General features: G+C 40.8%; 20 protein-coding genes and 1 pseudogene. 9 read left to right on the forward strand and 12 right to left on the reverse strand.

The features are described from left to right. Positions 1-207 precede the first annotated feature (207 nt). Positions 208-411 (forward strand): response regulator, encoded by a 204-nt coding sequence (locus tag H6G26_RS25585; RefSeq protein ID WP_190732475.1) that lies wholly within the window; start codon positions 208-210, stop codon positions 409-411. Between the two features lie 55 nt (positions 412-466). On the opposite strand, the gene H6G26_RS25590 is transcribed toward H6G26_RS25585, so the two are convergent. Continuing rightward, positions 467-1,438 carry a GDSL-type esterase/lipase family protein gene (locus H6G26_RS25590; RefSeq protein WP_190732443.1) on the reverse strand — a complete coding sequence of 324 codons (972 nt, stop codon included), beginning with the start codon at positions 1,436-1,438 and terminating at the stop codon, positions 467-469. A gap of 549 nt (positions 1,439-1,987) precedes the next feature. Between H6G26_RS25590 and H6G26_RS25595 the strand changes: the two genes are divergently transcribed. Both H6G26_RS25595 and H6G26_RS25600 read left to right on the forward strand, forming a co-directional pair. Next, positions 1,988-3,340, forward strand: a complete 1,353-nt coding sequence (locus H6G26_RS25595) for an OB-fold nucleic acid binding domain-containing protein (RefSeq protein WP_190732445.1) — start codon at positions 1,988-1,990, stop codon at positions 3,338-3,340. Positions 3,341-3,542: 202 nt separating this feature from the next. Next, entirely contained in the window at positions 3,543-4,139 is a 597-nt protein-coding gene (locus tag H6G26_RS25600) for a hypothetical protein (RefSeq protein WP_190732447.1), read from the forward strand. A gap of 311 nt (positions 4,140-4,450) precedes the next feature. Here H6G26_RS25600 and H6G26_RS25605 read toward each other — a convergent pair whose 3' ends face one another. Continuing rightward, on the reverse strand, positions 4,451-5,170 hold the full coding sequence (locus H6G26_RS25605) for a response regulator transcription factor (protein WP_190732477.1): 720 nt from the start codon (positions 5,168-5,170) through the stop codon (positions 4,451-4,453). A 918-nt stretch (positions 5,171-6,088) separates the two neighbouring features. Here H6G26_RS25605 and H6G26_RS25610 point away from each other — a divergent pair. Then, a pseudogene (locus H6G26_RS25610) lies at positions 6,089-6,526 on the forward strand (rhodanese-like domain-containing protein); the annotation flags it as partial. Positions 6,527-6,968: 442 nt separating this feature from the next. On the opposite strand, the gene H6G26_RS25615 reads toward H6G26_RS25610, so the two are convergent. The 6 genes from H6G26_RS25615 to trpB all read right to left on the reverse strand — a co-directional run bounded on the left by H6G26_RS25615 (position 6,969) and on the right by trpB (position 12,236). Beyond that, the gene (locus tag H6G26_RS25615) at positions 6,969-7,598 is read right to left on the reverse strand and encodes a ribonuclease D (RefSeq protein WP_190732450.1); all 630 of its coding nucleotides are present in this window, start codon (positions 7,596-7,598) and stop codon (positions 6,969-6,971) included. Positions 7,599-7,684: 86 nt separating this feature from the next. Beyond that, positions 7,685-8,233: a CAP domain-containing protein gene (locus H6G26_RS25620; RefSeq protein ID WP_190732452.1), complete on the reverse strand. Its 549-nt coding sequence runs from the start codon at positions 8,231-8,233 to the stop codon at positions 7,685-7,687. Positions 8,234-8,691: 458 nt separating this feature from the next. Then, positions 8,692-9,219 carry a CAP domain-containing protein gene (locus H6G26_RS25625; RefSeq protein WP_190732454.1) on the reverse strand — a complete coding sequence of 176 codons (528 nt, stop codon included), beginning with the start codon at positions 9,217-9,219 and terminating at the stop codon, positions 8,692-8,694. A 428-nt stretch (positions 9,220-9,647) separates the two neighbouring features. Next, positions 9,648-10,172: a CAP domain-containing protein gene (locus H6G26_RS25630; RefSeq protein ID WP_190732456.1), complete on the reverse strand. Its 525-nt coding sequence runs from the start codon at positions 10,170-10,172 to the stop codon at positions 9,648-9,650. A gap of 433 nt (positions 10,173-10,605) precedes the next feature. Further along, positions 10,606-10,758: a hypothetical protein gene (locus H6G26_RS25635; protein WP_190732458.1), complete on the reverse strand. Its 153-nt coding sequence runs from the start codon at positions 10,756-10,758 to the stop codon at positions 10,606-10,608. Positions 10,759-11,000: 242 nt separating this feature from the next. Beyond that, positions 11,001-12,236 (reverse strand): tryptophan synthase subunit beta, encoded by a 1,236-nt coding sequence (trpB, locus tag H6G26_RS25640; protein ID WP_190732460.1) that lies wholly within the window; start codon positions 12,234-12,236, stop codon positions 11,001-11,003. Between the two features lie 211 nt (positions 12,237-12,447). Between trpB and H6G26_RS25645 the strand changes: the two genes are divergently transcribed. Both H6G26_RS25645 and H6G26_RS25650 read left to right on the forward strand, forming a co-directional pair. Next, positions 12,448-12,795: a translation initiation factor gene (locus H6G26_RS25645; protein ID WP_190732461.1), complete on the forward strand. Its 348-nt coding sequence runs from the start codon at positions 12,448-12,450 to the stop codon at positions 12,793-12,795. A 139-nt stretch (positions 12,796-12,934) separates the two neighbouring features. Continuing rightward, on the forward strand, positions 12,935-13,093 hold the full coding sequence (locus H6G26_RS25650; RefSeq protein ID WP_190732463.1) for a YqaE/Pmp3 family membrane protein: 159 nt from the start codon (positions 12,935-12,937) through the stop codon (positions 13,091-13,093). Between the two features lie 281 nt (positions 13,094-13,374). Here H6G26_RS25650 and H6G26_RS25655 read toward each other — a convergent pair whose 3' ends face one another. From H6G26_RS25655 to lpdA, 4 genes are all read right to left on the reverse strand, one after another. After that, on the reverse strand, positions 13,375-14,043 hold the full coding sequence (locus H6G26_RS25655; protein WP_190732465.1) for a carbonic anhydrase: 669 nt from the start codon (positions 14,041-14,043) through the stop codon (positions 13,375-13,377). 482 nt (positions 14,044-14,525) lie between these two features. Next, positions 14,526-14,777 (reverse strand): DUF5340 domain-containing protein, encoded by a 252-nt coding sequence (locus H6G26_RS25660; protein ID WP_190732479.1) that lies wholly within the window; start codon positions 14,775-14,777, stop codon positions 14,526-14,528. Positions 14,778-15,022: 245 nt separating this feature from the next. Then, positions 15,023-15,913: an indole-3-glycerol phosphate synthase TrpC gene (trpC, locus tag H6G26_RS25665; protein WP_190732467.1), complete on the reverse strand. Its 891-nt coding sequence runs from the start codon at positions 15,911-15,913 to the stop codon at positions 15,023-15,025. Between the two features lie 104 nt (positions 15,914-16,017). Beyond that, entirely contained in the window at positions 16,018-17,442 is a 1,425-nt protein-coding gene (lpdA, locus tag H6G26_RS25670) for a dihydrolipoyl dehydrogenase (RefSeq protein ID WP_190732469.1), read from the reverse strand. A 466-nt stretch (positions 17,443-17,908) separates the two neighbouring features. Here lpdA and H6G26_RS25675 point away from each other — a divergent pair, with 466 nt between their 5' ends. The 3 genes from H6G26_RS25675 to H6G26_RS25685 all read left to right on the forward strand — a co-directional run bounded on the left by H6G26_RS25675 (position 17,909) and on the right by H6G26_RS25685 (position 25,118). Beyond that, positions 17,909-19,684: an SWIM zinc finger domain-containing protein gene (locus H6G26_RS25675; protein WP_190732481.1), complete on the forward strand. Its 1,776-nt coding sequence runs from the start codon at positions 17,909-17,911 to the stop codon at positions 19,682-19,684. A 340-nt stretch (positions 19,685-20,024) separates the two neighbouring features. Then, positions 20,025-21,860 (forward strand): ShlB/FhaC/HecB family hemolysin secretion/activation protein, encoded by a 1,836-nt coding sequence (locus tag H6G26_RS25680; protein ID WP_190732471.1) that lies wholly within the window; start codon positions 20,025-20,027, stop codon positions 21,858-21,860. Positions 21,861-22,481: 621 nt separating this feature from the next. Then, on the forward strand, positions 22,482-25,118 hold the full coding sequence (locus tag H6G26_RS25685) for an EAL domain-containing protein (RefSeq protein ID WP_190732473.1): 2,637 nt from the start codon (positions 22,482-22,484) through the stop codon (positions 25,116-25,118). Positions 25,119-25,483: the final 365 nt, after the last annotated feature.

Consider the following 25,483-nt stretch of genomic DNA (forward strand, 5'->3'; position numbering starts at 1 on the left):
TAAATAAGATTGCCTGGGTAAATCAGAATTAGTTAGTCATTGTATTATATTATTATTAATGCAACTAGTACCGCAAGGCAAAAGTCAAAAATCAAAATTATTATAGAATAAGCTGTTAACGGCTTTTCAATAGTCAGCTTATTTCTATCGTACTGTACTAGTGCAAGATCAGCTATATAAATAATATGAAAAGTCAAGCCAGATACAATTATTCTTGATGTAGTAATACCGGGAATCAGTGGATTTGAATTGTGTCGCTTCATCAAAACAAATTCAACTAATCAACAAGTGCCTCTTCTAATTTTTGGTGGCAAAAACCAGGCAATTCACCGCTTATGGACAAAAAACCAAGGTGCTGATGCCTATAGAACTAAGCCAAATACGCCTGAGCTGCCACTGAATGTTATTTAATCGCTTGAAGCATAAATTGCTCCCTATGAACTTTTTTTGGGTAGAATATACCACTTTAGTAGCTCTGAGGAAGTGGTATCTCCCCTAATATTTCCAAAAGAGATCGCTCCATAACGTCACTGACAAATTTATTACCTTGTAAGTTGAGGTGAATGTTGTCGTGATACAAGGCTTGTGGGTTGGTAGTTGAATTGAATATCGGTAAAAAGTCTATATAGTTAATTCGTTGTGTTTTAGTAAAATCGTTCAAGCGCTGGCGTGCTTTAATTTCGTAATCGCGGGGGCCTGGTTCGCCAACTTCTCGCAGTAAGGGAGTCATGACTAGTAAAAATTGGCTGTTGGTTTGGTGAGTCAGGGTTTGAATTTTGCCGATCGCCTCCAGATTAATCCCTACGCGATCGCCTGCTTCGTTTTGCACTGCTTTGATTTCGGGAATTGGCTGTTGCTTGGCGATATAACGTTGCCACAATTCCACCAATGCTAGAGGAGGTTTACTATCGGGATAGTTGCGATCGCGTCCTACCGGTAAAGAAGTGGGAGGAGTAGCAAACAAATCATCGGTATTAATTAATAACACTATTGCTTGCGAGTTGAAATTGCCAAACTTCTGTAAATAAGCTAACTCGTTCCTTGGCCCCCAAGAGTTAGCTGAAGCATTTAGCACTTCTACTTCCTGATAATTACTATTAGTGGATGATGCCAGAGAACGCATCATCATGGTGGATATTGTATTAGTCTGATCTGTCCACCAGCCACCATTAGCAATAGAATCCCCTAACAGTAAAATTCGCAGTCCAGAAGGTGCAGGTGTCTTTTTAATCGGACTACCTCGCATAGAATACTCATTAATTTCGATGCGATTACCAAAACGACGGGTACGCTGACTGGGAGCCAATAAATAACCAATCTGCTCATCGCCAATGTAAATCAAAGGATTACCAAAGCCAAAGAGCGATCGCAGTCCGATCTCGACTACCACAAACAATCCCACAACCACCGCCAAAATTACGATTAGCGTCACTTTCACCTACCCCACCCTCTAATACTGAGTTACTTTTCAACGATAGTAACTGACGCATTGAGCATTGGAAAGAGGCACAGAGGCAGGGTACATAAGGTAAAACTTTTCTCCCCAGCTAAGAGAACTCCAAAAAATAAATTATTCAATTTATGAACTTCACTAAGCCGTTGCGCCTACAAGTTGCACCATTTTTATTGTCAATAAAAGCTGTAAACCCTCTCCCCTGCTCCCTGATCTTAAAATTTTTTTATTTGGAACTCCCTAACAGATCCTCTGCTTCTTCCCCACTACCCAGGCATCTGACTAAGCGGATTAATATGTATTGGAACGTGTTTAATAAGCTTTAAAACAGCAATTATAATGCTGTTAACTGTCTATTTAATGGTTTAACAAAATTTTGATATACTTTGCTAATCCTGCCTAAGACTATAGCAGCCTTTTATAGTGATATAATTTTTTATTATAATATTACTAAATTTACAATTGTCATCATTTTATCAATTAAATAATTTGGCAAAAAAAAATTCGCGAAAGTTTTTTAGGGAGTAGGGTAGGATGATCAAAATAGTCACACGCAAATATTTAGGCAAACAAAATGTCTATGATATTGGGGTTGAGCATGACCATAATTTTGCGATCAGAAATGGCTTAATAGCTTCTAATTGTTTCAATAAATCCCATTCGACTGCCTATGGTTATGTAACTTATCAAACAGCATATTTGAAAGCTAATTACCCATTGGAATATATGGCGGCACTGTTAACGGCTAACAGTGGCGATACCGATAAAGTACAGAGATATATTACTAACTGTACAAATATGGGTATTTCCATAGATCCGCCAGATATTAACCGTTCTGGTGTTGATTTTACGCCAACAGCAGGAAAGATTCTGTTTGGATTTTCGGCGGTGCGTAACGTGGGACAGAATGCGATCGCTTGTATTTTGGAGGCCAGGAATGAGACAGGAGAGTTTAAATCCCTTGCTGATTTTTGCGATCGCGTGGATTTACGTGCTGTTAACCGCCGAACTCTGGAATCGCTAATCTACTGTGGAGCATTTGACAAAATTGAACCTAACCGTCAACAGTTAATTAACGACTTAGAATTAGTGTACGATTGGGCACAATCTCGCGCTAAAGACAGAGCTAGCGGTCAAGGAAATCTCTTAGATTTATTAGGCGACGGATTTTCTTCTAATTCCAATAAAAGAGCAAATAATGCCTTTGAAACTGCTCCAAAATCTAAACCTGTAATGGATTTGCCGCCACAAAAAAAGTTACAGATGGAGAAGGAATTATTAGGCTTTTATGTATCAGATCATCCCCTGAAATCGTTACGGCAAATAGCACCACTTTTGACTCCTATTAACCTTTCGCAACTGGGAGAGCAAAGAGAAGAAACAAGGCTTTGTGCAGTTGTCATGTTAAATAACGTCAAAAAAGTGGTTACTAAAAAAGGTGATCAAATGGCAATTTTGCAAATAGAAGACCTCACTACACAATCGGAAGCTGTAGTCTTTCCCAAAACCTATGAACGCATTAGTTCTCTACTCCAAGTTGACACTAGATTAATTATTTGGGGAAAAGTAGATCGACGCGACGAGCAAACTCAATTTATTCTTGAAGATGCAGAACCAGTGGAAACAGTACAAATGGTAATGGTGGAATTAAATCCCCAGCAAGCAGGTAACATCGAAGAATTACATCGCTTGAAAACAATTTTGCAAGAACAGTCAGGAGACAAAGAGAAGGCAAAAATGCCAGTGATCGGAATTATACAAACCGAAAATTCTCGGAAACTTGTTCGCTTGGGTTGGCAATTTTGCGTACAAGATTCTAGAATAACCGTTCAAGCTTTGCAAAATGCCAGTTTTGCTGCTCATATCAAATCGCTGACTAGTAGCTAAAGTCAGAAATGAAAAATTTATTAATACTGAAAAGCAGCTTAGATATCAGTTGTGCTGAATTGTCAACAGTAAATTGGCTTACAAACTTAGGACTTGGATAGTTTTTTTAGTTACTTGTGCGGATGATGATTTCCTTGAGGGAGTGGTATCTTTTTATGCTAAGACCCTTAAGGCTGCGACCGGGGGAAGGAGTTAGAACTTGATGATCGTGAACGAGCTACATAAATTTGTTTCATACTGTAAAATCATTCAACCCCAAACTCAGGAGGACATTCAAAAGTTTTTTGAAGGAGTTATCTTATTTCCTTATGATAAGGAACTTCTATTGCAAGCTTATTTATTTCTGAATATTAAAGACTTGTTTCCCTCGTGCGCTGAATTACTGTTATTTGAAAAATCTCCAATTTCAGATTATACAGATTTAGGAAAGTGTGATTTTGTCTACCGGACTTTTAAAGGCAGCCTGTTTTTAATTGAAACTAAGTTTATTGATACAGAAGCAACAGGAGCAACAGAAAGAAAAAGAAGAAATAAACACCGAAACAAGGTATTTGAGCAAGTTATTACTTTGAAAGGTCGATTTAGTGAATATTGGAATATGAGGTTAGATCAATTAGAATGCGGGGTTTTCACAACAGATGCAGAAGTTGCTTGGCGAGGAAATGGTGTGAACGTCACATCTAAATCAATATCTATAGATCATCTGGAAAAATGGCGAAGAAGCTATCACAGTAGTGAAAAATTTTTATCTCGTCAAGATGGGTCAAAGCTTGAGAGGAAGGTTAATTTGAAAGGTTGAGCTAATACTAAAGTATGATTTTCACGGTGGTTTGCCCCCGTAACGTTGTGCGCTTTTGTACACTTTATGGAGTGATGCCTGCGGCGGGCTATTCGGCGTTGCAAGTCCGAGTTTAAAGCTGCCTATTTGATGAAATAGAACAGTGTCTACATGATAAAAATGCTCAAAAATATGTGGCAAATCAGTGGCAAGAATGCCAATGCCTTTGCCTTTCCTTTAACCTAAATTACCGCTCATTGGTGATGGACAAACGTCCCTTGCTGACTTGTCTGAGTCATTGTTTTTATGGAGTACTACTGAAATCAGAAAGCTCAGGAATTAGTATTTTCGTCGGGAGCTTCAAACTTGTAACCATAGCCCCTCACAGTCTTAATAAACTCTGGTATGCTAGCATCGACTTCCATCTTCTTGCGAAGCTGACCTATATGCACATCAACTACCCGACCATCTCCCACGTAGTCGCAACCCCAGATTTTTTGGATTAGCTGCGGGCGACTCCAAGCCTGATTAGGATGACTTGCCAAAAAATGTAAGATATTAAATTCTAACGCTGTTAAAGCAAGAGGTTTATCGTTAAGTGTTACCTCCCGGCCCTCTGGGTTAATTACTAGCTGCTTAAAAATGATCCGTTGTGTTGGGGAGGGGTTGATGTAGCGTATCCGTCTCAAAAGAGCTTCTACTCTAACTTCAACTTCTGCAAGACTAAACGGTTTAGTCATGAAATCATCAGCACCTGCGCTTAAGATTTTTATTTTATCAGCCTCGTCAGTCCTACTAGTCAGTATCAGCACTAAAACATTAGTACGGCTCTGCATTTCTTGGCAGAGGCTATAACCATTAAGATCCGGTAAATTCCAATCCAGAATCACTAAAGCTGGGTTGAATTGCTCAAACAACGATAAGGCAGTCTTACCATCTGCTGCGGATTCTATTTGATATTTCCGACTTAAAAAACGATAGACGAGATTTCGGACGCTGAAGTCGTCATCGACAATCAGAATTTTGGGAGTAGTACCGGAAACCATAACCATAATGCTGCCTATTGTAGATTGGGCGATTCGTTGTGCCAGTTTTGCTTTACCTATTTCTATTGAGAGTGTATTCACGCGCATCTGTACTGAGTACGATCGCTATTGTAGTACTTGTGTACAATTTATCTTCCATGAAGTTTATCAAAACTTCAGCCATTGTAATGCTAATAAATTGTATAAGTCTTGTAGAATTTTGAATTTATCTGGTAAAATATGCTAAATTTTATACTGAAAATAAGTATAATTAAAGACCATTTTTATAACCACAAATAGTCTAGAGAAACATCAGACGCCACGGCATTTGCTACAATTTTGCAAAAACAAAACAGTTTCTGATTAATTAGATATCCACAAAAGCTTACAAATAGACTATAACAAGCCAAGGGCTGAGAGAATCGCCAGAAGGTATTAAGAGTAACAAAAATAAGCTTTAACAGATAAAACTCAGAGTCAGTATAAATTAGCAACAGCTTATCAACCACTTTCCAAATTATTTGTAGGTGAACCGATTTCCCACTCTTGTTTTGTGCAAATTTGCTAATAGCAGGGTTATGTTAGCAAAAAGGTTGCTAATTTATCGGCATTTAAGCTAACTATTAAAGTGTTATTGTTAGCGATCGCAGAGATTGAAAAGGTATGTCATTCCTGTACTAATGGCTAATTATTTTAATTTTATTCACAATATGTTTGAGTAATGAAATATTACAAACATCAGCTTAAAATATATTTAATTTAAATTAATAAAAAACTACTTTCAATAGTCTAACCTGGCATAATTTGCAATGCATTAAACGGTAGAAAAAAATTAATTAGCTATCTATCTCAGGAGAGATTTTGAGAAAATTCAGCCCAGAGAAAGAGCAATTAAATACATATAGTCCGTTAAATTGCTATCAATATCGTCAGTCAGGAATAATTATGGTTAACAATTTAGTAGGCGGCATTATTCCCCCACAGCCACCAGTAGAAGCACAGTCTGATGTTCATACATTGAAATCTCGCCTAGAATGGGGCGAACCAGCTTTTACAATTCTAGATGTGCGCGATCGCAACACCTTCAACGAAGGTCGCATTCTGGGAGCGATGGCGATGCCAATAGATGAATTGGTAGAGCGTGCAGTACCTTCTTTGGATAAAAGCCGTGATATTTACGTTTACGGTGCTAATGAAGAAGAATCTGCCCAAGCCGCACAGCAACTGCGTTCTAATGGATTTGAGCATGTCTCTCAACTCAAAGGTGGTCTTGCGGCATGGAAAGCTATCGGTGGCCCAACAGAAGGCATTATTGAATCAAAAACTCCCCCAGGTGCAGATGACTACAATGTTGTAGATCGGCTAAAAAGTCACCAAGAAAATCTGCCAAAGGGAGGCCCTAGCGCGACGGAAGCCATTAAACAAGGAGCTAGTAACCTCAAGGACAGTATTCAAGAGGGAGCCAGTAATCTGAAGGAAGGCATTCAAGAGGGAGTCAATAATGTCAAAGAAGGCATTAGTGAATCTAACGCTCCTAAAGGCACTGACGATTCCAATATTGGATCGTAAGCGAAAAATAACTTAGAAAATTAGCAATAGACCTCTTGCATAATTAAGAATAAAAACCCCACTCTACCTTTGACTTACATTAAAGTCTCGTCTCTTTGCTTGCGGGAGAAGGTTAGACGTAGGGTGTTAGAAAATTTGCCAAGAGGTCTAATCTTGATTTTTTATGAGCAGAGATGTCACAAGTCAGAAGTAAAAGACAGAATATTCTCTCTTGTAATGCTTCTTAATATTCCAGAGGAAAAGATTTATTGTTTGATCAGTGTTCAAACAAATCTTTAAATTGCAACAAATCCAGAGAAACTATCGTTGGTAGAAATTCAAAACATTCTTGAGCAATTTCCCAACGTTCTTCTCGTTTGAGCATTTCTGTTAGCTTTTGCTGCACACTAAGTAAGTAGCGTACATCATTGGCAGCATAACTCAGTTGAGCTTCAGATAAACTAGCAGCGTTACCCCAATCAGAACTTTGAGAGCTTTTATCCAGTTCTACTTGTTCTAACTCTTGCACCACATCTTTAAGTCCGTGGCGATTTGTGTAGGTACGGGCTAACTTACTAGCAATTTTAGTACAAAAAATAGGTCTAACCTGAATCCCCAGATTGGCTCGCAAAGTGGCAAGGTCAAAACGAGCAAAGTGAAATACTTTTACGACATTCGCCGCTTCTAAAAGCTTTTTCAAGTTTGGGGCATCAGCTTGTCCTTTGGCTATGCGGATTGCAGCCACTTTCCCGAATTCGTTGCACAGCTGGACAAGACACAAGCGATCACGTTGTGGCAATAATCCCATCGTTTCTGTATCAACTGCGATCGCTGTAGATTCTAAATACTGTTCAAGGGCTGCGTCACTGAGATCGCGATCGCTCACCTGAAAATCTTGTAATGTCATGAATTGTTCAAAAATAATTGTAGTGTCCAACAGATAAAAGTCTTAGACACTACATTATTATTGTGCAAAACAATCAGAAATTAAATCTACCTAGCGCGAAAGAAAAGCTGTGTAAGGTAAACTTCACCTTGATTATTAGTAGCAACGCCAATTCCAGTGAGGTTGTAATTTCCTTTAAGGTTCTTTAGATGTCCGGGACTTTTGATCCAACCAGTAACAGCTTCGTCCACAGGATTACTATATCCCCGATTGAAAGCAACATTTTCCGCCGCACTGTTGTAACGAAGAGGGATAGCTTTAACTCGCCGTTCAAATCCCTGATGGCTAAATGGGGTTTTACCTTTAGCCATATTTTGACTATGAATTCTTGCCTGTCGAGTAATATTTGCATTTAGGGTCAACTTTGGCAGTCCTTTAGAAGCCCGATATCGATTAATTTCTTCAAAAACGGATTTTTCTAGTTCCGTAGTTTTAAAAGTAGGAGTCGATATTGCAACCTGACTGGAAAAAAGCGACAATAGCTTATTACGGGTGGATGTATTCGCAGAAGAATGATTTGGTACCGGAACAGTCGTTAATCCACTAGCAAGGACAAGCGCACTTAAAGCGATGCCAAAAGCAGTTTGTCGGAACATGGAGAATTGCGTAATGTGTAGAGATATAAGACTTATACTCTACACTATTGTTCCGATGATATATACTACGATACTATTAAGGATTGATGAATTTTTGTAATCTGGCTACATTCTTGGATAGTAATTACAAAAATCATTTCCAATTGTCAATACTTCAATAGGTCAGCTTCATGAAATCACAGTTATTTTTGCTGATAATTTAAGATTTTCATGAATTAGTAAAAAATAATGTAGTATTCAGCAAATAAATGTCATTGAAACTACATAAATCCAATTTAATTTTTGTTTTGAAAAAATATAAATATACGTAGAGTGCGTTACGCTACGCGATAACATTCCCTACGTGTATTTCAAAAATCAAATATAAGTCTATACATTATTCAACATATAGCAAAAGCTTTGCCACCAGACTGGAGTCTGGGACATTGGAGAAAAAAAACCAAATTCTACCGCATCTATCAGCGAAGGAAAATTTGTGTGAAGTAGATTTCGCCTCTACTGTTGCTAGCGACACCAATCCCTGTCTTTTCAAAATTACCTTTGATATTGGCTAGATGCCCTGGACTTTTAAGCCAGCCTTGAAAAGCTATTGTGGCAGGGTTATTATATCCCTGATTGTAAGCAACATTTTCACCAGCTGCTCTGTAGGCAATACCGATTGCCTTAACACGTTGTGAAAATCCCGTATGTCCAAAGGAAACTTTAGCTTTAGCCATGTTCTGACTGTGAATCCTAGCCCGATTATCACTGGCAGAATTACGAGTTAGCTTTGGTAGCTTTTGAGAAGCTCTGTAGTTATTAATTTTGTTGAAAATTGACTTTTCTAGAGCAGCAGCGTCAATGTTAGATGCTGCAATATAAACAGTATCACTTAATGTATGTGAAGACTGCGGTGTAAAAGTGGGATTTGTTACAGGAGTAGCGATCGCTCCACTACTGAGAATAATAGTGCCTAAAGCAAGGCTGTAGATTGTTGTTTTAATCATTTGCTGAAACTAACTGAAACTCTAGCTCCAGACAGTTTAAGCAAGCTAATATCAATCTTACAACTTGATTATAAGTCTATATACCTCTGCTTATGGGGTTTTATCTTCAAAAACTATTAGTTAACGTTTAAACTCACAGTTTTACGAAAAATTTTTGTATTTATCGAAAGTTGCCATCTACCATAAGTAGGGTTTTTTGTATATAACCCACTTTTCATAGTTTTCGGATGGTACGTTAGCGAGTCAGACGCTTCTACGTCGCTAACGCAACGCTATCGAGCGTCGGGAACCTCTGCAATACACTGGCTCCCCTACGTATATTTCAAAAATCAAATATGAGTCCTATAGATTGCTCAACATATAGCAAAAGCTTTGCCAACAGACTGAAGTCTGGGAAATTTGAGAAAAAAACCTAAATACCAAATCTATCAGCGAAGGAAAATTTGTGTGAAGTAGATTTCGCCTTTACTGTTGCTAGCGACACCAATCCCGGTCTTTTCAAAATTACCTTTAATATTGCCTAGATGCCCTGGACTTTTAAGCCAACCTTGAACAGCTTGCGTAGCAGGATCACTATATCCCTGGTTGTAAGCGACGTTTTCGGCAGCTGAACTGTAAGAAATACCGATTGCTTGGACACGTTGTGAAAATCCCGTATGTCCAAAGGAAACTTTACCATTAGCCATGTTCTGACTGTGAATCCTGGCTTGATTATCGGTGGCAGAATTCCGAGTCAGCGCTGGTAGCCCTTGAGAAACTCTGTAGTTATTAATTTGGTTGAAAATCGACTGTTCTAGAGCAGCATTGTTGCTAGATGCTGCTACTTGAATAGTATTATTTGATACGGGTTCAGGATTAGGCGTACAAGTTGAATTTGTTACAGGAGTAGCGATCGCTGCACTACTGATAAGTATAGTGCCTAAAATAGCAATATATATTGTTGGCTTCATCATTTCTTTAAGTAAACTTTTAGACAATGTAGCCAACTAATACCAGTGTAGCAAACTGCTTATAAGTCCATATATCTCTATTTATGCCGTTTTCGGTTCAAAAACTAACAAACAACGTTTAAATGCACGATTTTACAAGAAAATCGTGCTGTTTAGTAAAAAATTGTCTTTTACTATTAGTATGGTTGTTATATAACCTAGATTCCGTACTTAAGTATTTGTATAGTGTAATTACTATATTATTTTATATTTTTAGTTTTAAATTATGCTTTTCTAACTTTAATATTCAGCTATATTACTGATACTGTGTATATTTTACAGCTTTATTTATATCTATAAAACCAGTAAAAACCGTTTATGAAAGTTGAGAGCGCAGAATGTAGATATAAATTGCACGGATTTCTTCAGCTAAATATCTGCGTGATTTTAACTAGCTTTAGTTAAAGGTTTCTAACTCTTCTTGCACCACGCGCAACACCTGTGCAAGATATTTCGCACGCCACTGTTCCCGCTCTTTAATTTGCCTTGTTAAACCTGCGGCTTGATTCAATTCAGTTAAGGGGTGTTTCGCTTTTAACCCTCGATTCATGAGGCAGTGCGTTGGGCGGCTCTGCCGACTTGAAGCAACTGCCATCTCACCGCCACACGTTCCGGTGTGGCGGGAGCATTCTCTCGGAATTTAGGTAAACAGGTCATTTACCCTTAGCTAATGTGCATTCTCAAACTTTGCACAAAATTTTGGCGTGCCAACTCGTTGTAAGTGGGTTGCGGTAGCATAGGGTGCTGGAGTTGCTAATCGATTATTGCTTTTTCCCAAAAGTTGATGTATGTTTACGCGTCATTTAAGAACTTGGCTACTGTTTGTACATCCTTATCGCCGCGTCCAGAGCAGTTAATTACAATCCGGGGGCTGTCGGTTAGTTGGGGGCATAGGGTTTCGAGGTAGGCGATCGCATGGGCTGTTTCTAATGCTGGAATAATCCCCTCCAACTTCGACAATCGTTGGAATGCCTCCAAAGCCTCTGCATCTGTCACACTATAGTATTCAGCGCGACCGATATCTTTCAAATAGCTATGTTCTGGCCCCACACCGGGATAATCTAAGCCTGCACTAATTGAGTGTGCCTCAATGATTTGCCCATCCTCATCTTGCAGAAGATAACTCATGGCTCCGTGCAATACACCAACTCGTCCTTTTGTCAAGGTTGCTGCGTGTTTTTCAGTATTAACACCTTCTCCTGCTGCCTCAATTCCAATGAACCGGATAGAAGACTCATTAATAAACTCATAGAAGAGTCCCATAGCATTGGAACCACCACCGACACAAGCCAAGAGAATATCAGGCAATACACCCCACTTTTCCATTGCTTGGGCGCGAGTTTCTTGCCCGATTACTGCATGGAAATCACGTACCATCATTGGGTAAGGATGGGGACCTGCTACTGAACCGAGAATGTAGTGAGTTGTTTCTACATTTGTTACCCAATCACGGATTGCTTCAGAAGTGGCATCTTTCAGGGTTCCAGTTCCCGCTTCTACCGGACGCACTTCTGCCCCCATCAACCGCATTCTGAACACATTCAAAGCTTGACGTTCCATGTCATGAACGCCCATGTAAATTACGCATTCCAGCCCAAAACGAGCGCAAACTGTAGCTGTGGCAACACCGTGTTGTCCAGCACCCGTTTCGGCAATAATCCGTTGCTTACCCATGCGCTTTGCCAACAATACCTGACCAAGGGCATTGTTAATTTTATGAGCGCCAGTATGATTTAAATCCTCGCGTTTTAAATAAATTTGTGGCCCGGTGCGATCGGGCCGGGCATAATGAGCAGTCAGGCGTTCAGCGAAATATAATGGTGTGGCACGTCCTACATAGTCCCGTAACAACTGCTGTAGTTCTGCTTGAAAACCAGGGTCATTGCGGTATTGCTGATAAGCTGTTTCTAGCTCAGTAAGAGCAGGCATCAGCGTTTCAGGTACATACTTACCGCCGAAACGTCCGAAGCGACCTAGTGTATCGGGAACTTGAGCAGTTGAATTTGGAGATAGGGGAGTAGTAGTCACAAGCTATTTTGATGAGGGGAATGACTTAATTATTATAGAAAGTATGGGGCATATCTGGGGTATATCTGGGGACTGGAGACTAGGGAAGAGTTTTCTCAATTCTCAATCTCTCCCAATGGATTTGTGATGTTAGCCTAGAATTTAATATCGCAGCAGAATGGTTGCGTAGAAGTTTCCACTGCCTTTGAAATTTTTCTTAAACATTGATTTTATGTCTTCTTCCAATTCTAAATCTTCTGACAAAAGCTTTGTCTACCGCGAATTTGGCAACGACAACTCTGCCGCCACAGAAAGACCAATTCCAGAACTGCCCGCACAACAACAAAATCTTAAAGTGCAAGCTTCCCGCAAAGGGCGCAAAGGGAAAACCGTCACAGTGATTAGTGGTTTTCAAGCCAAACCAGAAACCTTGGCAGATTTGGTGAAGCAGTTAAAAACCCAGTGCGGCACAGGTGGGACAGTTAAAGATAACGAAATTGAAATTCAGGGCGAACACAAGCAGAAAATCGCCGAGATTTTAACTAAACTAGGTTACAAAGCTAAAATTAGCGGTGGCTAATCTTAAGTGCGGTTTACCGCATCTTAAGGGTGATCTAGATTAAGAGAGAAAATGTTATCTTTGAGAGGTACAAATATGCTTGAGCAATGGTGAATCACTTTGCTAACAAGCTGTTTTGTGAGATGAATAGGAGGTTTAAATGGATTTAGTTCGGATTTTGTGCGCCATTTTTGTGCCGCCTCTAGGAGTTTTTTTACAAGTAGGCTTTGGTGTAGACTTTTGGATTAATATAGTTTTGACACTTTTTGGTTACATTCCTGGGATTATTCACGCAGTATGGATAATTGCTAAGAAATAATTCTTCGTAGAGGTAGTTTGGGTGTACCAATCTCGGCAGGGGCAATTTATGAACTGCCTCTACAAAAAAGATTATAGATTATATATCTGCAAAGTCTTCAACAATAATTCAGGAAAAGTGTTCTGAATTGTGCATTATTGATCAAAACTTTGATGGAAGTATCAAAAGACTGTAGCGAAAAAATCACTATTTGTTTTACTTAAAATCAATAAACTACTCTAAAGATACAATCAATCATATATATATCCAAAGTATAATTTTCTGTTATAGAAAATACAAAATTAGCTCTCATTTTTTAACATACTATAAAGTCTAAACTCTAAAAGCAAAGGGCAGATGTGCAATTTCCATTGCACAGTTGAGACATTCAAATCTTTAATCAAGCCAGTGCTTATATCTAGTACCCAGCCATGAACCATAGGCGCTTTTCGCTCATAGAGTACCTGACGCATGATGGAAGTTTGGTAAAGATTTTTTACTTGCGCTACAACATTGATTTCTGCCAAACGATTCAGACGTTCTTCTCTTGTTGGCAAGGCATCGATTTCTTCTTGTTTCTGTAAATACAGTTCCCGAATCGGATTTACCCAGTTATCAAGAATTCCGATGGTTCTTCCTTCTAAAGCCGCCTTAATTCCTCCGCAATCGTAGTGACCACAAACGATAATATGTTCCACTTTAAGATGTAAAATTGCGTATTCTAAAACCGCTAAAAAGTTTATATCCGTTAGAGAAATTTGATTGGCAATGTTACGATGTACAAATAACTCTCCTGGTTCTGTACGGGTAAACCTTGTTAATGCCAGACGACTATCAGAACACCCAATGTATAAAAAAGGTGGTGTTTGTCCGCTAGATAATTCTTGAAAGTAAGTTGGGTCTAAAGCTAGTTTCTCGGCAACCCAAGCTTGATTATTTCTGAGGATTTCGTCAATGCTGTTATATTTCATCTTTCGTCAAATTCGAGAGATAATCTCATCAATATTTTAGCTGATTTACAGTTTCCTATAAATCAATATGAACTTTTTCTGAGCTAAAATTTTTATAATGATGACAATTTTCTCTACAGCATTAATAAAATTATTGTATAAATTGGAAACAAGGAAGTTAGTATTTAGAGAAAAAATAACTATGTATAACTTTATAAAAGTATCTAAATAACGTAAAAATTTTATCAACTAAAATCTAAGCGATTCAGACTGAGTAACGATTTCAAATCCTCATCTAGCATTTATAGATATTTTTGCAAAGCAGAGAAATTACTGTAACCAAAACCATTTTAAATCACAACCCAAATTGTACATTTGAGTCAAGCAACTGCGGCGGAAGTTATAAATACTAAACTCTTCAATACACAGAGACACTTTCTGACGATGGTAACCTAACTTAACAAATATGCTAAATTTGAGGTTGAAAAATGAAGTTATCAGCTTCAATCGGGGGTAACAACTTTATTATCCTGATGATGGTTGATTGACCAACGGTGGTCAACAGTCATAGAGGAAAATTCGCAAATTTCTTCTAGCCGTTTTTGCTGCACAGCAGCTTTACGTAGAGTAATAATTAGTTGGTTTACCTGATGCCGTAAATCTGGATTATCATTTACGGCTAACATGGTTTGTCGTTCTAAAAGTTGAAGTATAAGTTCGTAGTGAATAGGAGAAGGTAAAGGAATTTGCTCCATGAAGTTAATTTTTGATTTCATATTTGAGATTTTGTACTAATCAAAGTTTATGTCTTGTCAATAAATTGTTACATAAGAAATAACTAGTTGCTTAAGCTTTGATTTGATTAGCAATAAAGATTTGACAAAGATATGATGATATTTGATGGCAATATGCTGCGTGTCTACGCATAGTGTGCCCAATTGCCCAACTATTATATGCAGTTAGTTGCCCTGTGCTAAGGGGCATAGGGGAGGTGTTTATTTCAAAAATTCCTTGGTAATATACGGGCGATCGCAGCACCGGGATCTGGTTGTTTTACCAAAGATTCCCCAATGAGTACAGCGGATGCACCTGCTGTAAGCACCAAACTCAAATCATCTGGATTGTGTAGTCCTGACTCGCTGACAACAAGGATGTTTTTCTCCTGCAATTGGCTACCCCTTGCAGCTAAAAGTTGGCAAGTAGTTTGCAAGTCCACAGAGAAATCTTCCAAATTGCGATTATTGATTCCTACTAAGGAAACCCCATCTAAAGCCAACACACGGTCAAGTTCTTCCAAGCTATGAACTTCAATCAAGGCTGCCATTTTCAGGTTGTTAGCGATTTTAAGGAAGTATTTCAAATCTTGATCGCTCAGGATAGCCGCAATCAACAAAATAGCATCTGCACCCTGAACCCGCGCCAAGTATATCTGATAAGCATAAATGATAAACTCTTTGCACAGTACAGGCAAATCTACAGCAGCCCGAACCTTGGCTAAGTTCTCAAAACTGCCTTGAAAGAACTTGACATCTGTTAGCACAGACAGACAACTAGCACCACCTTGCTGATAAGAAAGGGCGATCGCTACTGGATCAAAATCTTCTCGTAAAATACCTTTGCTAGGTGAAGCTTTTTTAACTTCTGCAATCAATGCTGGTTTAGTCTTACCTTGGCGCAAGGCGGCGACAAAATCACGGGTTGGCGGTGCAGCCAGTACCTGCTTCCGTAATTCTTGCAAAGGAAGTTTTTCCCGCATTTGGTCATATTCTACTTCCTTCTGCCAGACAATTTCCTCTAAGATGTGGTTTGGCGCTGCATCAGGCACGATAGCTTGATAACGCAATATCGATACATCAATAGCTGGGTTAGGTGAACGACGGCGGATTTGCATAATTTGTCATTTGTCAGTGGTCATTGGTTATTGGTCATTGGTTATTGGTCATTTGTCCTTTGTCCTTGTTTATTGACAAAGGACAAATGACAGAGGACAAATAACTAAATGGCTCGTTTATAAGCTTCGTCTAGCACTTCCGAAAGTGTCGGGTGCGCGTGAACTAGATGTGCGAGACTTTGGACGGATTGACGGTTTGCGATCGCAGCTGACGCTTCGTGAATTAAGTCTGAGGCGTGCAGTCCGAAAATGTGAACACCTAAGACTTCTCCGGTGTCTTTGCGATATATCACCTTGGCAATACCATCGGCTTCATTCTCTGCTAAAGCTTTGGAATTTCCTTTGAAGTAACTCCGACTTGTGCCGATTTCAAAGCTTTCGGTTTGTCCCAACTCTTTAGCTGCGGTTTCTGTTAAACCCACATAGCTGACTTCTGGGTGGGTAAACGCCGCCGCCGGGATGCTGCGATAGTCTACTATTCTTTCCCTCCCAAGTATATTTTCTACGGCGATGATGCCTTGGGCAGAAGCCGCATGTGCCAACATCATCTTTCCATTAGCGTCGCCAATTGCCCACACATTTGGTACTACTTCACCAGATGATAGTACTGCCATGCGATCGTCAACTGGGATAAAATTCCGCCGATCCAGTTCTATACCCACAGACTCCAAACCAAGATTTTTGGTCGCCGGGATGCGTCCTGTAGCCACCAAACAAGCATCTACTTCGATGACATCTACATCTTCTTTGGTTTTGAAATCTGCTAATTCAATCACCACTGGTGAACCGGGGATGACTTTTTTAGCGTATATCCCCACTTTCGTTTCAATATCGCGGGGAGTAATCAGTACCCGTTCGGCAAGTTTAGCAATGTCTCGGTCAAATCCTGGCATTAACTGATCTAGGGCTTCAATCAAAGTGATTTCACAACCCAAAGCTGAGTAAACATCAGAAAATTCTAAGCCGATGTAACCACTGCCAATAATCGCCACCCAGTCTGGTAGCGACTCCAACTTAACGCCTTGATCGCTGGTAAAGACAGTTTTGCCGTCTACTTCAATCCCTGGAGGCACAAAAGGAATTGAACCAGGGGAAAGGATGATGTCTTTGGCTGTGATGGTTTTTTCGCCACCGTCTCCGGTAACAGAGACTTTTTGCGCCCCAGCGATTTTTCCCCAACCGTTGATAATATCGACTTTTAGACGTTTGAGGCTGTTGGTTAAGTCGCCTTGAATTTTTGAGACGAGATTATTAGCATGATTAGCGATCGCTTGGCGATCGAATTCCACGTTACCAATTTGAATTCCCAGCGATTTGAGGTGATGGGCATCGCGTAACTCCCGCACACGCCCAGATGCCGCCAGCAGCGCTTTAGAAGGAATACAACCCCGATTAACACAGGTTCCTCCCATATCAGCAGCTTCAATAATCGCTGTTTTTAAACCACAACTTACGGCGTGTAAGGCTGCGCCATGTCCGCCTACACCAGCGCCGATAATGACTAAATCGTAATCAAATCCTTGACTCACGTTAGGTTCCCCGTCTGCTTCGCCTATTTATTCTCAACTTGACCGACAATCAGCGCAACCCCTTTAACAGTTATCAATTATCAGTTGTCAGTTTCATTGCTGGGTTTAAGCCCTCAGCATACAGTTAGTGAACACTGGAAACTGCTAACTGATTTAAATCCCCTGCCATCCGCCTGATAACTGTTTTCTGATTTAACGTTTAGGTGTTGCTAACTTCAATTATGATTCACTAACTTCTGGCGAAAAGATGGATGTTTTCAGTAATTATAGTCAAATCTAGATACTTATTTTTTTTATACTCTAAAGGGAATGGGGAATTGGGGAGATGAGGAAGCAGGGGAAGCAGGGGAAGAATAACTATTGATTTTTGACCAATGACCAATGACAAATGACTTTACAGCGCCATCGCCTAACACCTAAGCTGGATTTAGGATTCATCCAAAAGATTTACGCAGGCGATCGCTCGATGTCTATTCCTCAAATTACTGAATTTACTATCCGCCGTCATGCTAACGCTAAATCTTTCCAACGCGGCGAGGCATACTATGAGGCTGGTGCTGTCAATGCTATTATCCAACGCGGTCATCTGCTTCAGGCTGAAGTTGCAGGGACTGAAGCAAGACCTTATCATGTCAATCTCAGTTTCGATAGCAGTGGGTTAATCTCAGCAAACTGCACCTGTGCCTACAACTTTGATGGGTGGTGCAAACACATTGTAGCGACGATGCTCGTCTGTGCGCGTAACTCAGAATATATTGAGCAACGCCCTACCTTAGAACAACTACTCGATCGCTTGGATCATATCCAAACCCAAAGATTGTTGCAAGAGTTGGTAAATGAATACCCACCACTAATTGAGGCGATTGATCGTCATATAGGTTGGATGACGAATCCTATTGTCGAGCAAACAACCCAAAAACCTGTGCGCCGCATTACGATCGATCAGGCTCTTTTTCGGCGGCAAGTCCGGCAGATTCTTCGGGATACTGTGCGCTACTTTGAGGAGGGGTGTGAAGAAGACCCGATTGGCGATGAATTGCTGAGTGTAGTGCAAACTGCGGTAGATTTTAGCGAACGGGGAGAGGGTGAGAATGCGATCGCTATTTTAGAAGCGATTACCTCTACGTGTGTGGAAAATTGGGATGATGTTGCAGAATACGGTGCTGAAAACGATGAAGTGGTCGAGGAATTGAATAATGCTTGGTGTGAAGCAATTCTTACAGCCGAACTCACCCCAGAAGAAAAAGTTGATATTCAAATAAATTTGGAAGCCTGGCAAGATGACTGGAATGCTGATTTTGGCCTAGTTATGGAAGCTTTACGCCAAGGTTGGGATTATCCACCACTGGTGCAAGTTCTCGAAGGTAATATTACCGAAAGGGGAGCTTGGGAAGAAGAAGTACCAGACTATGCAGATGATTTGGCGCTAATTCGGCTAAAAATCCTCGAACGTCAAAAACGTTACCAAGAATACTTGTATTTAGCAGAAGCTGAAGGGCAAACGCAACAGTATCTAACAATGTTGGGGCGTTTGGGCAGGGTAGAAGAAGCAATTGATGCTGCTCAAACCCAGATGAACTCAACGGAAGAGGCTTTTGCCCTAGCGAAAACACTTAGCGGACAGGGGGCATTACAGCAAGCACTAGATATAGCCCAGAGTGGATTACATTTACCAGGTAATTGTCAGCACGAATTGGGAATTTGGACAAGTGATTTAGCTGTTGAGTTGGGTAATAATGAAGCTGCTTTATTAGCAATCAAGGCGGCTTTTCAAGTCAAACCCTCCTTTGTTGACTACGAAAGGATGGCAGAATTGGCTGGGGAAAACTGGGAAAGTATTAAAACAGACCTGTTGAGAATTGTTCGTACTTGTAGTGGTTGGGGAACAGAATCAGCCAAGGTAGATATATTCTTGCATGAGGGGCTAATTGATGATGCAATTGCGATCGCTAATGAACTCACTTCTTATTATTCAGAGTTAATTTACCGAGTCATGGACGCTGCTATTCCTCATAATCCTAGTTGGGTGATTGCTAATGCTCGTCGCCGTGCCGAAAAGATTATGGATGCAGGTAAAGCCGAATATTACTACTATGCAGTTGAATGGTTAAAAAAGGCACGTAATGCCTACTTGCAATCTGGGAAGAAAGCTGAGTGGTTAAGCTATCGGGAAAACTTGATGCAAACCCACGCTCGTAAACGTAAATTGATGGGAATGTTTCAACAAAGGGATATGGAGTAACCCTAAACCATATATAACAATTCAAAAATAAAACCAAAGTTTGCCTACCTTTAACAAGAGGATTTTGCCCCAAGTCTTATTAATTGAGATAGTGAGTGGATTTACGCCGTGCTGTACTAGGTCTATTTCTGTCGCAGCAATAGATAATTCCAACATATCTGCTTACTTATGGAGTTCAAACACCATCAACGCTTTTAAGTCTGCAATAACCAAATGATTGAGCTTTTAAATTGAGATTTACTCAAGATATCAACTTTAGCGACACAAGATGAAGTAAGATTCACATCTGAAGGAGTCGCCGTATAATCCTATAGTTTCTGACAAAAAATAATCGAGTGCGATGATTAATAAATATCCTCAGAATCTTATAGTGTCCTGCTTACCACTGAGTATGCTTCTATTACTCAGCAGCATATCTTCTAGTCCACTGAAAGCTCAGGCTGTTGATACTACACAATTACCAACTAGTAATTTCATCCTGTCACAACAGCCCCCATCACCACAGGATGTGCAACCACCTGTACCTCCGCAACTCCCACCACCACAGGATGTGCAACCACCCGTCCCTCCGCAACTCCCACCACCTGAAGTACCACAACCACTCCCCCCACCAGCAGAACTATTTCCCCCCTCTGTACCAACTCCCACACCTGATGAACCACTCCCTGGCAACTTTCCTCAAACTATTGTTGTTGAACGGTTTGAAGTTGTTGGTAGCACAGTCTTCAGTCCCGAAGAGTTAGCCCTCGCCACTGCTGAATTTACCAAACGACCGATCTCGCTGACTGAAGTCTATCAAGCACGTTCTAAAATTACTGATTTATACGTCCAAAATGGTTACATTACTTCTGGTGCTTATATTCCGCCCCAAACAATCCAATCCGGTGTTGTAAAAATTCAGGTCGTCGAAGGTAAATTAGAAGATATCCAGATAACTGGGAATCGGCGGTTGAATGCAAATTATGTCCGCAGCCGACTAGCAATAGCTACATCAGCACCTCTGAACCGACAGCGTCTACTAGAGGCACTGCAACTTTTGCAACTTAATCCTTTGATTCAAAACGTCTCTGCTGAACTTTCAGCAGGATCGCGGAGTGGTGTAAGTCTCTTAGAAGTCAAGATCAGCGAGGCAAAAACCTTTAGTAGCCAAATAGTTCTTGATAATGGGCGATCGCCCAGTGTTGGCAGTTTCCGACGCGGATTAAGATTGAATGAAGCCAACTTACTCGGATTGGGAGATGCTCTAAGTCTAGGGTACACTAACACTGATGGTAGCAACTCCTTTGACGCTAGTTACACACTACCACTCAATCCCCGCAACGGAACCCTCACCTTCAACTATGGCACTACGTCGAGTAATGTCATTGAACCTGATTTCGCTTTTTTAGATATCGAATCGGCTTCTCGCTACTACGAACTGACATTCCGCCAGCCAATAATCCAAACTCCTACACAAGAATTCGCTCTTGGGTTGACAGCTTCCCGACGCGAAAGTGATATCTCATGGATACTAGACAGAGGCAGGGTTCCCGCTCCGCAACTTTCTCCTGGTGCTGATGAACAGGGACGCACTAGGGTATCTGCGTTACGATTTTTTCAAGAATGGACGAGTCGTAACAGCCGTGAAGTCATCGCCCTCCGCTCTCAATTCAATTTGGGACTAGATGTGTTGAATCCCACAATTAATCAAATTGATCCCGATAGCCGTTTTTTTTCTTGGCAAGGACAAGCGCAGTGGGCACGCCTTTTAGCTCCTGAAACTTTACTTTTACTTCGTTTAAATACGCAACTAGCATCCACAACACTCTTACCTATAGAGCAAATTGGCTTAGGTGGGCAGGATAGCATTCGAGGTTACCGTCAAGATTATTTGCTGACAGATAATGGCACTTTTGTTTCTGCGGAAGTTCAAGTACCGATTCTGCGCTTACCCCAGATAGATAGCACGTTACAGGTTATCCCCTTTGTAGATTTTGGTCTTGGCTGGAATAGTTCGGCTACAGACAATCCCGACCCTAATACTCTAGCTGCTGTTGGTCTGGGGTTGCGTTGGTCACAAGGCGATCGCTTCACCTTTCGTCTTGACTGGGGTATTCCTTTAGTATCTGTTGACTCGAATGATCGAACATTACAAGAAAACGGACTATATTTTAGTTTATTCTATAATCCTTTTTAGAATTTAAGGGTTCATTCTCCTTCCCTCCCCTTCTCTACGATAAGCTGCGCCAACCGGGGTTTTTACTCCATTAAAGCAACTAGCGTACGATTTCAAATACTTAGATATTTTTTCCCCAGTGGGATGCACCCAATTAATTTAATTCCTGCCGTTGCTCTAATCTATTGTGCAAAATTTCGTGAAACAAAACTAGTTGACTGATTAAAAAATAAAAATCAGACCATTATTTATTTCATTCGGAGTTTGCTCAACGCTCAGAATAAAAATCCGCAAATATACCATCTATTCTATTCAGTGTTTGATTTTATTCTGGGTATCCTAAATAAAGACAAGTTAGATGATATAGAAAAAGGAGCAAAAGGCTAGTACCGCAAAGCGGAAGCCAAAAGTTAAAAATCAAAAGTCAAAAACCTTATTATATAGGCTTCTGAGTGATTTAAACTGGTCTGTTTATTTACGCCGACCTGTATTAGTTTGCACCCTCATACCCATTTTGGAATTATAGACGGTGACAAATTTGATTGAATGAATTTTCTTATAAGTCCAGACTTTCAGGTTCCACTCCTGGGAGTAGTATTTTTCAGACTAAAACATAAAAATATGAGAATTTAAGGAACAGCCATGCTAGGAAATGAGCGGGAAAAAATACGCCATCTGTTGGTCATTCAAGACCTACAAGGGCAGCGAACTGTCCCTTTACAAGAAACTACTTATTCTCTGGGGCGGCATCCTGCCAACACTATTATCTTGTCCTCCCGGTCAGTATCAATGCAACATGCAATTTTATTGCGAGTAACTGTTCCAGAGACTGACCAATATGGCTTTCAAATTATTGATGGCAACTACAAGGGGAAAGCAAGTACTAATGGCTTATTTGTCAATGGCGCTAAATGCTTCTCTCATAATCTCAGAAGTGGAGATATGATTGCTTTTGGCAGTAATCAAGCTCAAGCTAAATATTATGCCATTTCCAACATTTCAGAACAAGCATTTTCTGAATCTTGTGATGTAGAAGACCTATCTGGTTTTTTATCAGAGCAAGCCAGTCCTGCCAATCCTTTTCAAACCCTAGCTATTGATCCTAGCTTTGAAGCAGCGAGTGAGTCTGCCCTAGCTCGCCTAGCATCCTTCCCTGAACTCATCCCCAATCCAATTATTGAGATGGATTTGGAGGGAACAGTTACTTATCTCAATCCAGCCGCAGCTCTCAAGTTTCCCAACCTTAGGGAAGTTGGGACGAAACACCCGATTTTAACAGGACTACTGAGTAAAGTTAAGAATCTCGAAAAAAATTCTTTTGTGCGGGAGGTGGAAGTAGGTGCAGAAGTTTTTGAACAATCTGTTCTCTACCTTCCTGAAAGTGATTTAATTAGAACTTTTATTACTAGGGATATTACTGAGCAAAAACAAGCCACAGCCGAATTGCGTCAGCGCGATCGCTTGCTACAAGCAGTTGCAGAAGCTGCCAATTATTTGCTAGGCGAAATGAATTACAAAACCGGTATTGATCGAGCTCTTGCTGTACTGGGTGAAGCTGCCAAGGCAGATCGAGCCTATCTCTTTCAAAACCATCCCCATCCTGCTACAGGTGAAATAGCAGTCAGCCTACGGTTTGAATGGACGCAATCTTTTATTCAATCTACCCACCACCATTGGCAGAATCAGCCTTATCAAGATTCTGGATTAGCCCGTTGGTACACTGTTCTTTCTAGCGGTCAGTCGATTAGCGGACTCACCCAACAATTTCCTGCTGCCGAACAAGAATTCCTAATTAGAGATGGCATTCAATCTCTTCTCTTAGTGCCTCTCAGGTTAGAGAATGAGTGCTGGGGTTACCTTGGCTTGGCAGACTGCACCTTTGAGCGTCATTGGTCAAAGCACGAAGAATCTACCCTGTTGACAATGGCTGCCAGTATTATTGGGACGCAGCAGCGTCAGCAAGTAGAAGAAAAGATTCGCTATCAAGCCCTTCATGACATCCTGACAGGGTTGCCCAATCGTCTACTATTTAATGAACTGCTTAGTAAAACTCTGCCCAACGCCACTCGCAATGGTGAAAGTTTAGCTGTGATCTTCCTCGACCTGGATCGCTTCAAGGGTATTAATGACACTCTGGGGCACACTCTAGGAGATCAATTGTTACAAAGCGTTGCTCAAAGATTAAAAGACTCACTCAGAGGCGGAGACACCATAGCCCGTTGGGGAGGTGATGAGTTCACTATTTTACTCCCGCGAGTCAATGATATTGAAGAGGTAACCCAGGTAGCGGATAGAATATTACAAGCTTTAGAGGATGCCTTCAATCTGCAAGGGCATGAACTTTATGTGACTGCCAGCCTCGGTATTGCGTTGCTTGATAACAACAGTCCTGACGCCGAAACACTAATCCAGCACGCAGATGCCGCTTTATACTACGCCAAGGATAAAGGACGGAATAACTACCAATTCTATAGTGTTTCTCTAAGCGCCAAGAATCCTGAACTTCTGACTTTAGAAAAGAGCTTGCGCTATGCCCTAGAACGTGAAGAATTTACGGTGTACTATCAGCCTCGTGTGAATATCGCCACAGAAGAAATTACTGGTATGGAGGCTCTGTTGCGTTGGCAGCACCCAGAAATGGGATTGGTTGCACCGAGTGTCTTCATTCCCCTAGCCGAAGAGAGTGGATTAATTGTTCCCATCGGCGAATGGGTGCTGCGGACAGCGTGTAGCCAAAACAAAACCTGGCAAGATGCAGGATTGCCACCCATGACGATCGCTGTTAATCTTTCTCTTAAGCAGTTCCGCCAACCTAAATTGGTAGAGACTGTAGCCACAGTTTTAAAAGAAACGGGGCTGGAGTCACGCTTTTTAGAATTAGAAATTACCGAAACCACAGTCATTGAGGATTTGGACTTTACCAGAACGGTGTTACAAAATCTACAGCAGATGGGTGTTTACATCTCCATTGATGACTTTGGTACAGGTCATTCCTCGCTCTCGCGCCTACAGCTTTTACCACTCCACAATCTGAAAATAGATAAATCTTTTATTCATGATTTGACTTTGGATGTCAAAGTAGCTCATATTATCAAGGCCATAGTCACCTTGGGACAAAGCTTGGGATTGAAGTTGACAGCAGAGGGGGTAGAAAAAGAAGAGGAATTGGATTTCTTGAAATCTATCAATTGTGAGGATGTACAAGGCTTTTTATTCTACCGACCGCTTTCTGCCCAGAAGGCAACAGAAATTCTTGAAAGTAAACGACCAACACTCTAGTACTCGATCAACCCGATAAATGATGGGGGCAGGGGGCAGGGGGCAGGGAGCAGGGAGCAGGGAGCAGGGGAGACAAGGGGACAAGGGGGCAAGGGGGCAGGGGGCAAGAGGTGAGAACTTGAAACAAGTCTTCCCCCTTGTCCCCAAGTCCTCTTGCCCAATGCCCAATGCCCCAAGTCGGCGGGCGGCTATCCCTGTACAGACACTTGGGAATGGAGTTTCCCGCCGACTTCCATGAAAAACTATTTGTACGAGTGACGATACAACCCACATTCCGCACTTCAATTTGAAGTATGAATTAATTTCAGTTAATGACAACGCAAAAAATTAGGATAATTAAGAAAATAATACTCAACGAATTTAAT

It is taken from the genome of Nostoc sp. FACHB-888, from assembly GCF_014696655.1.
Lineage (GTDB): Bacteria > Cyanobacteriota > Cyanobacteriia > Cyanobacteriales > Nostocaceae > Nostoc.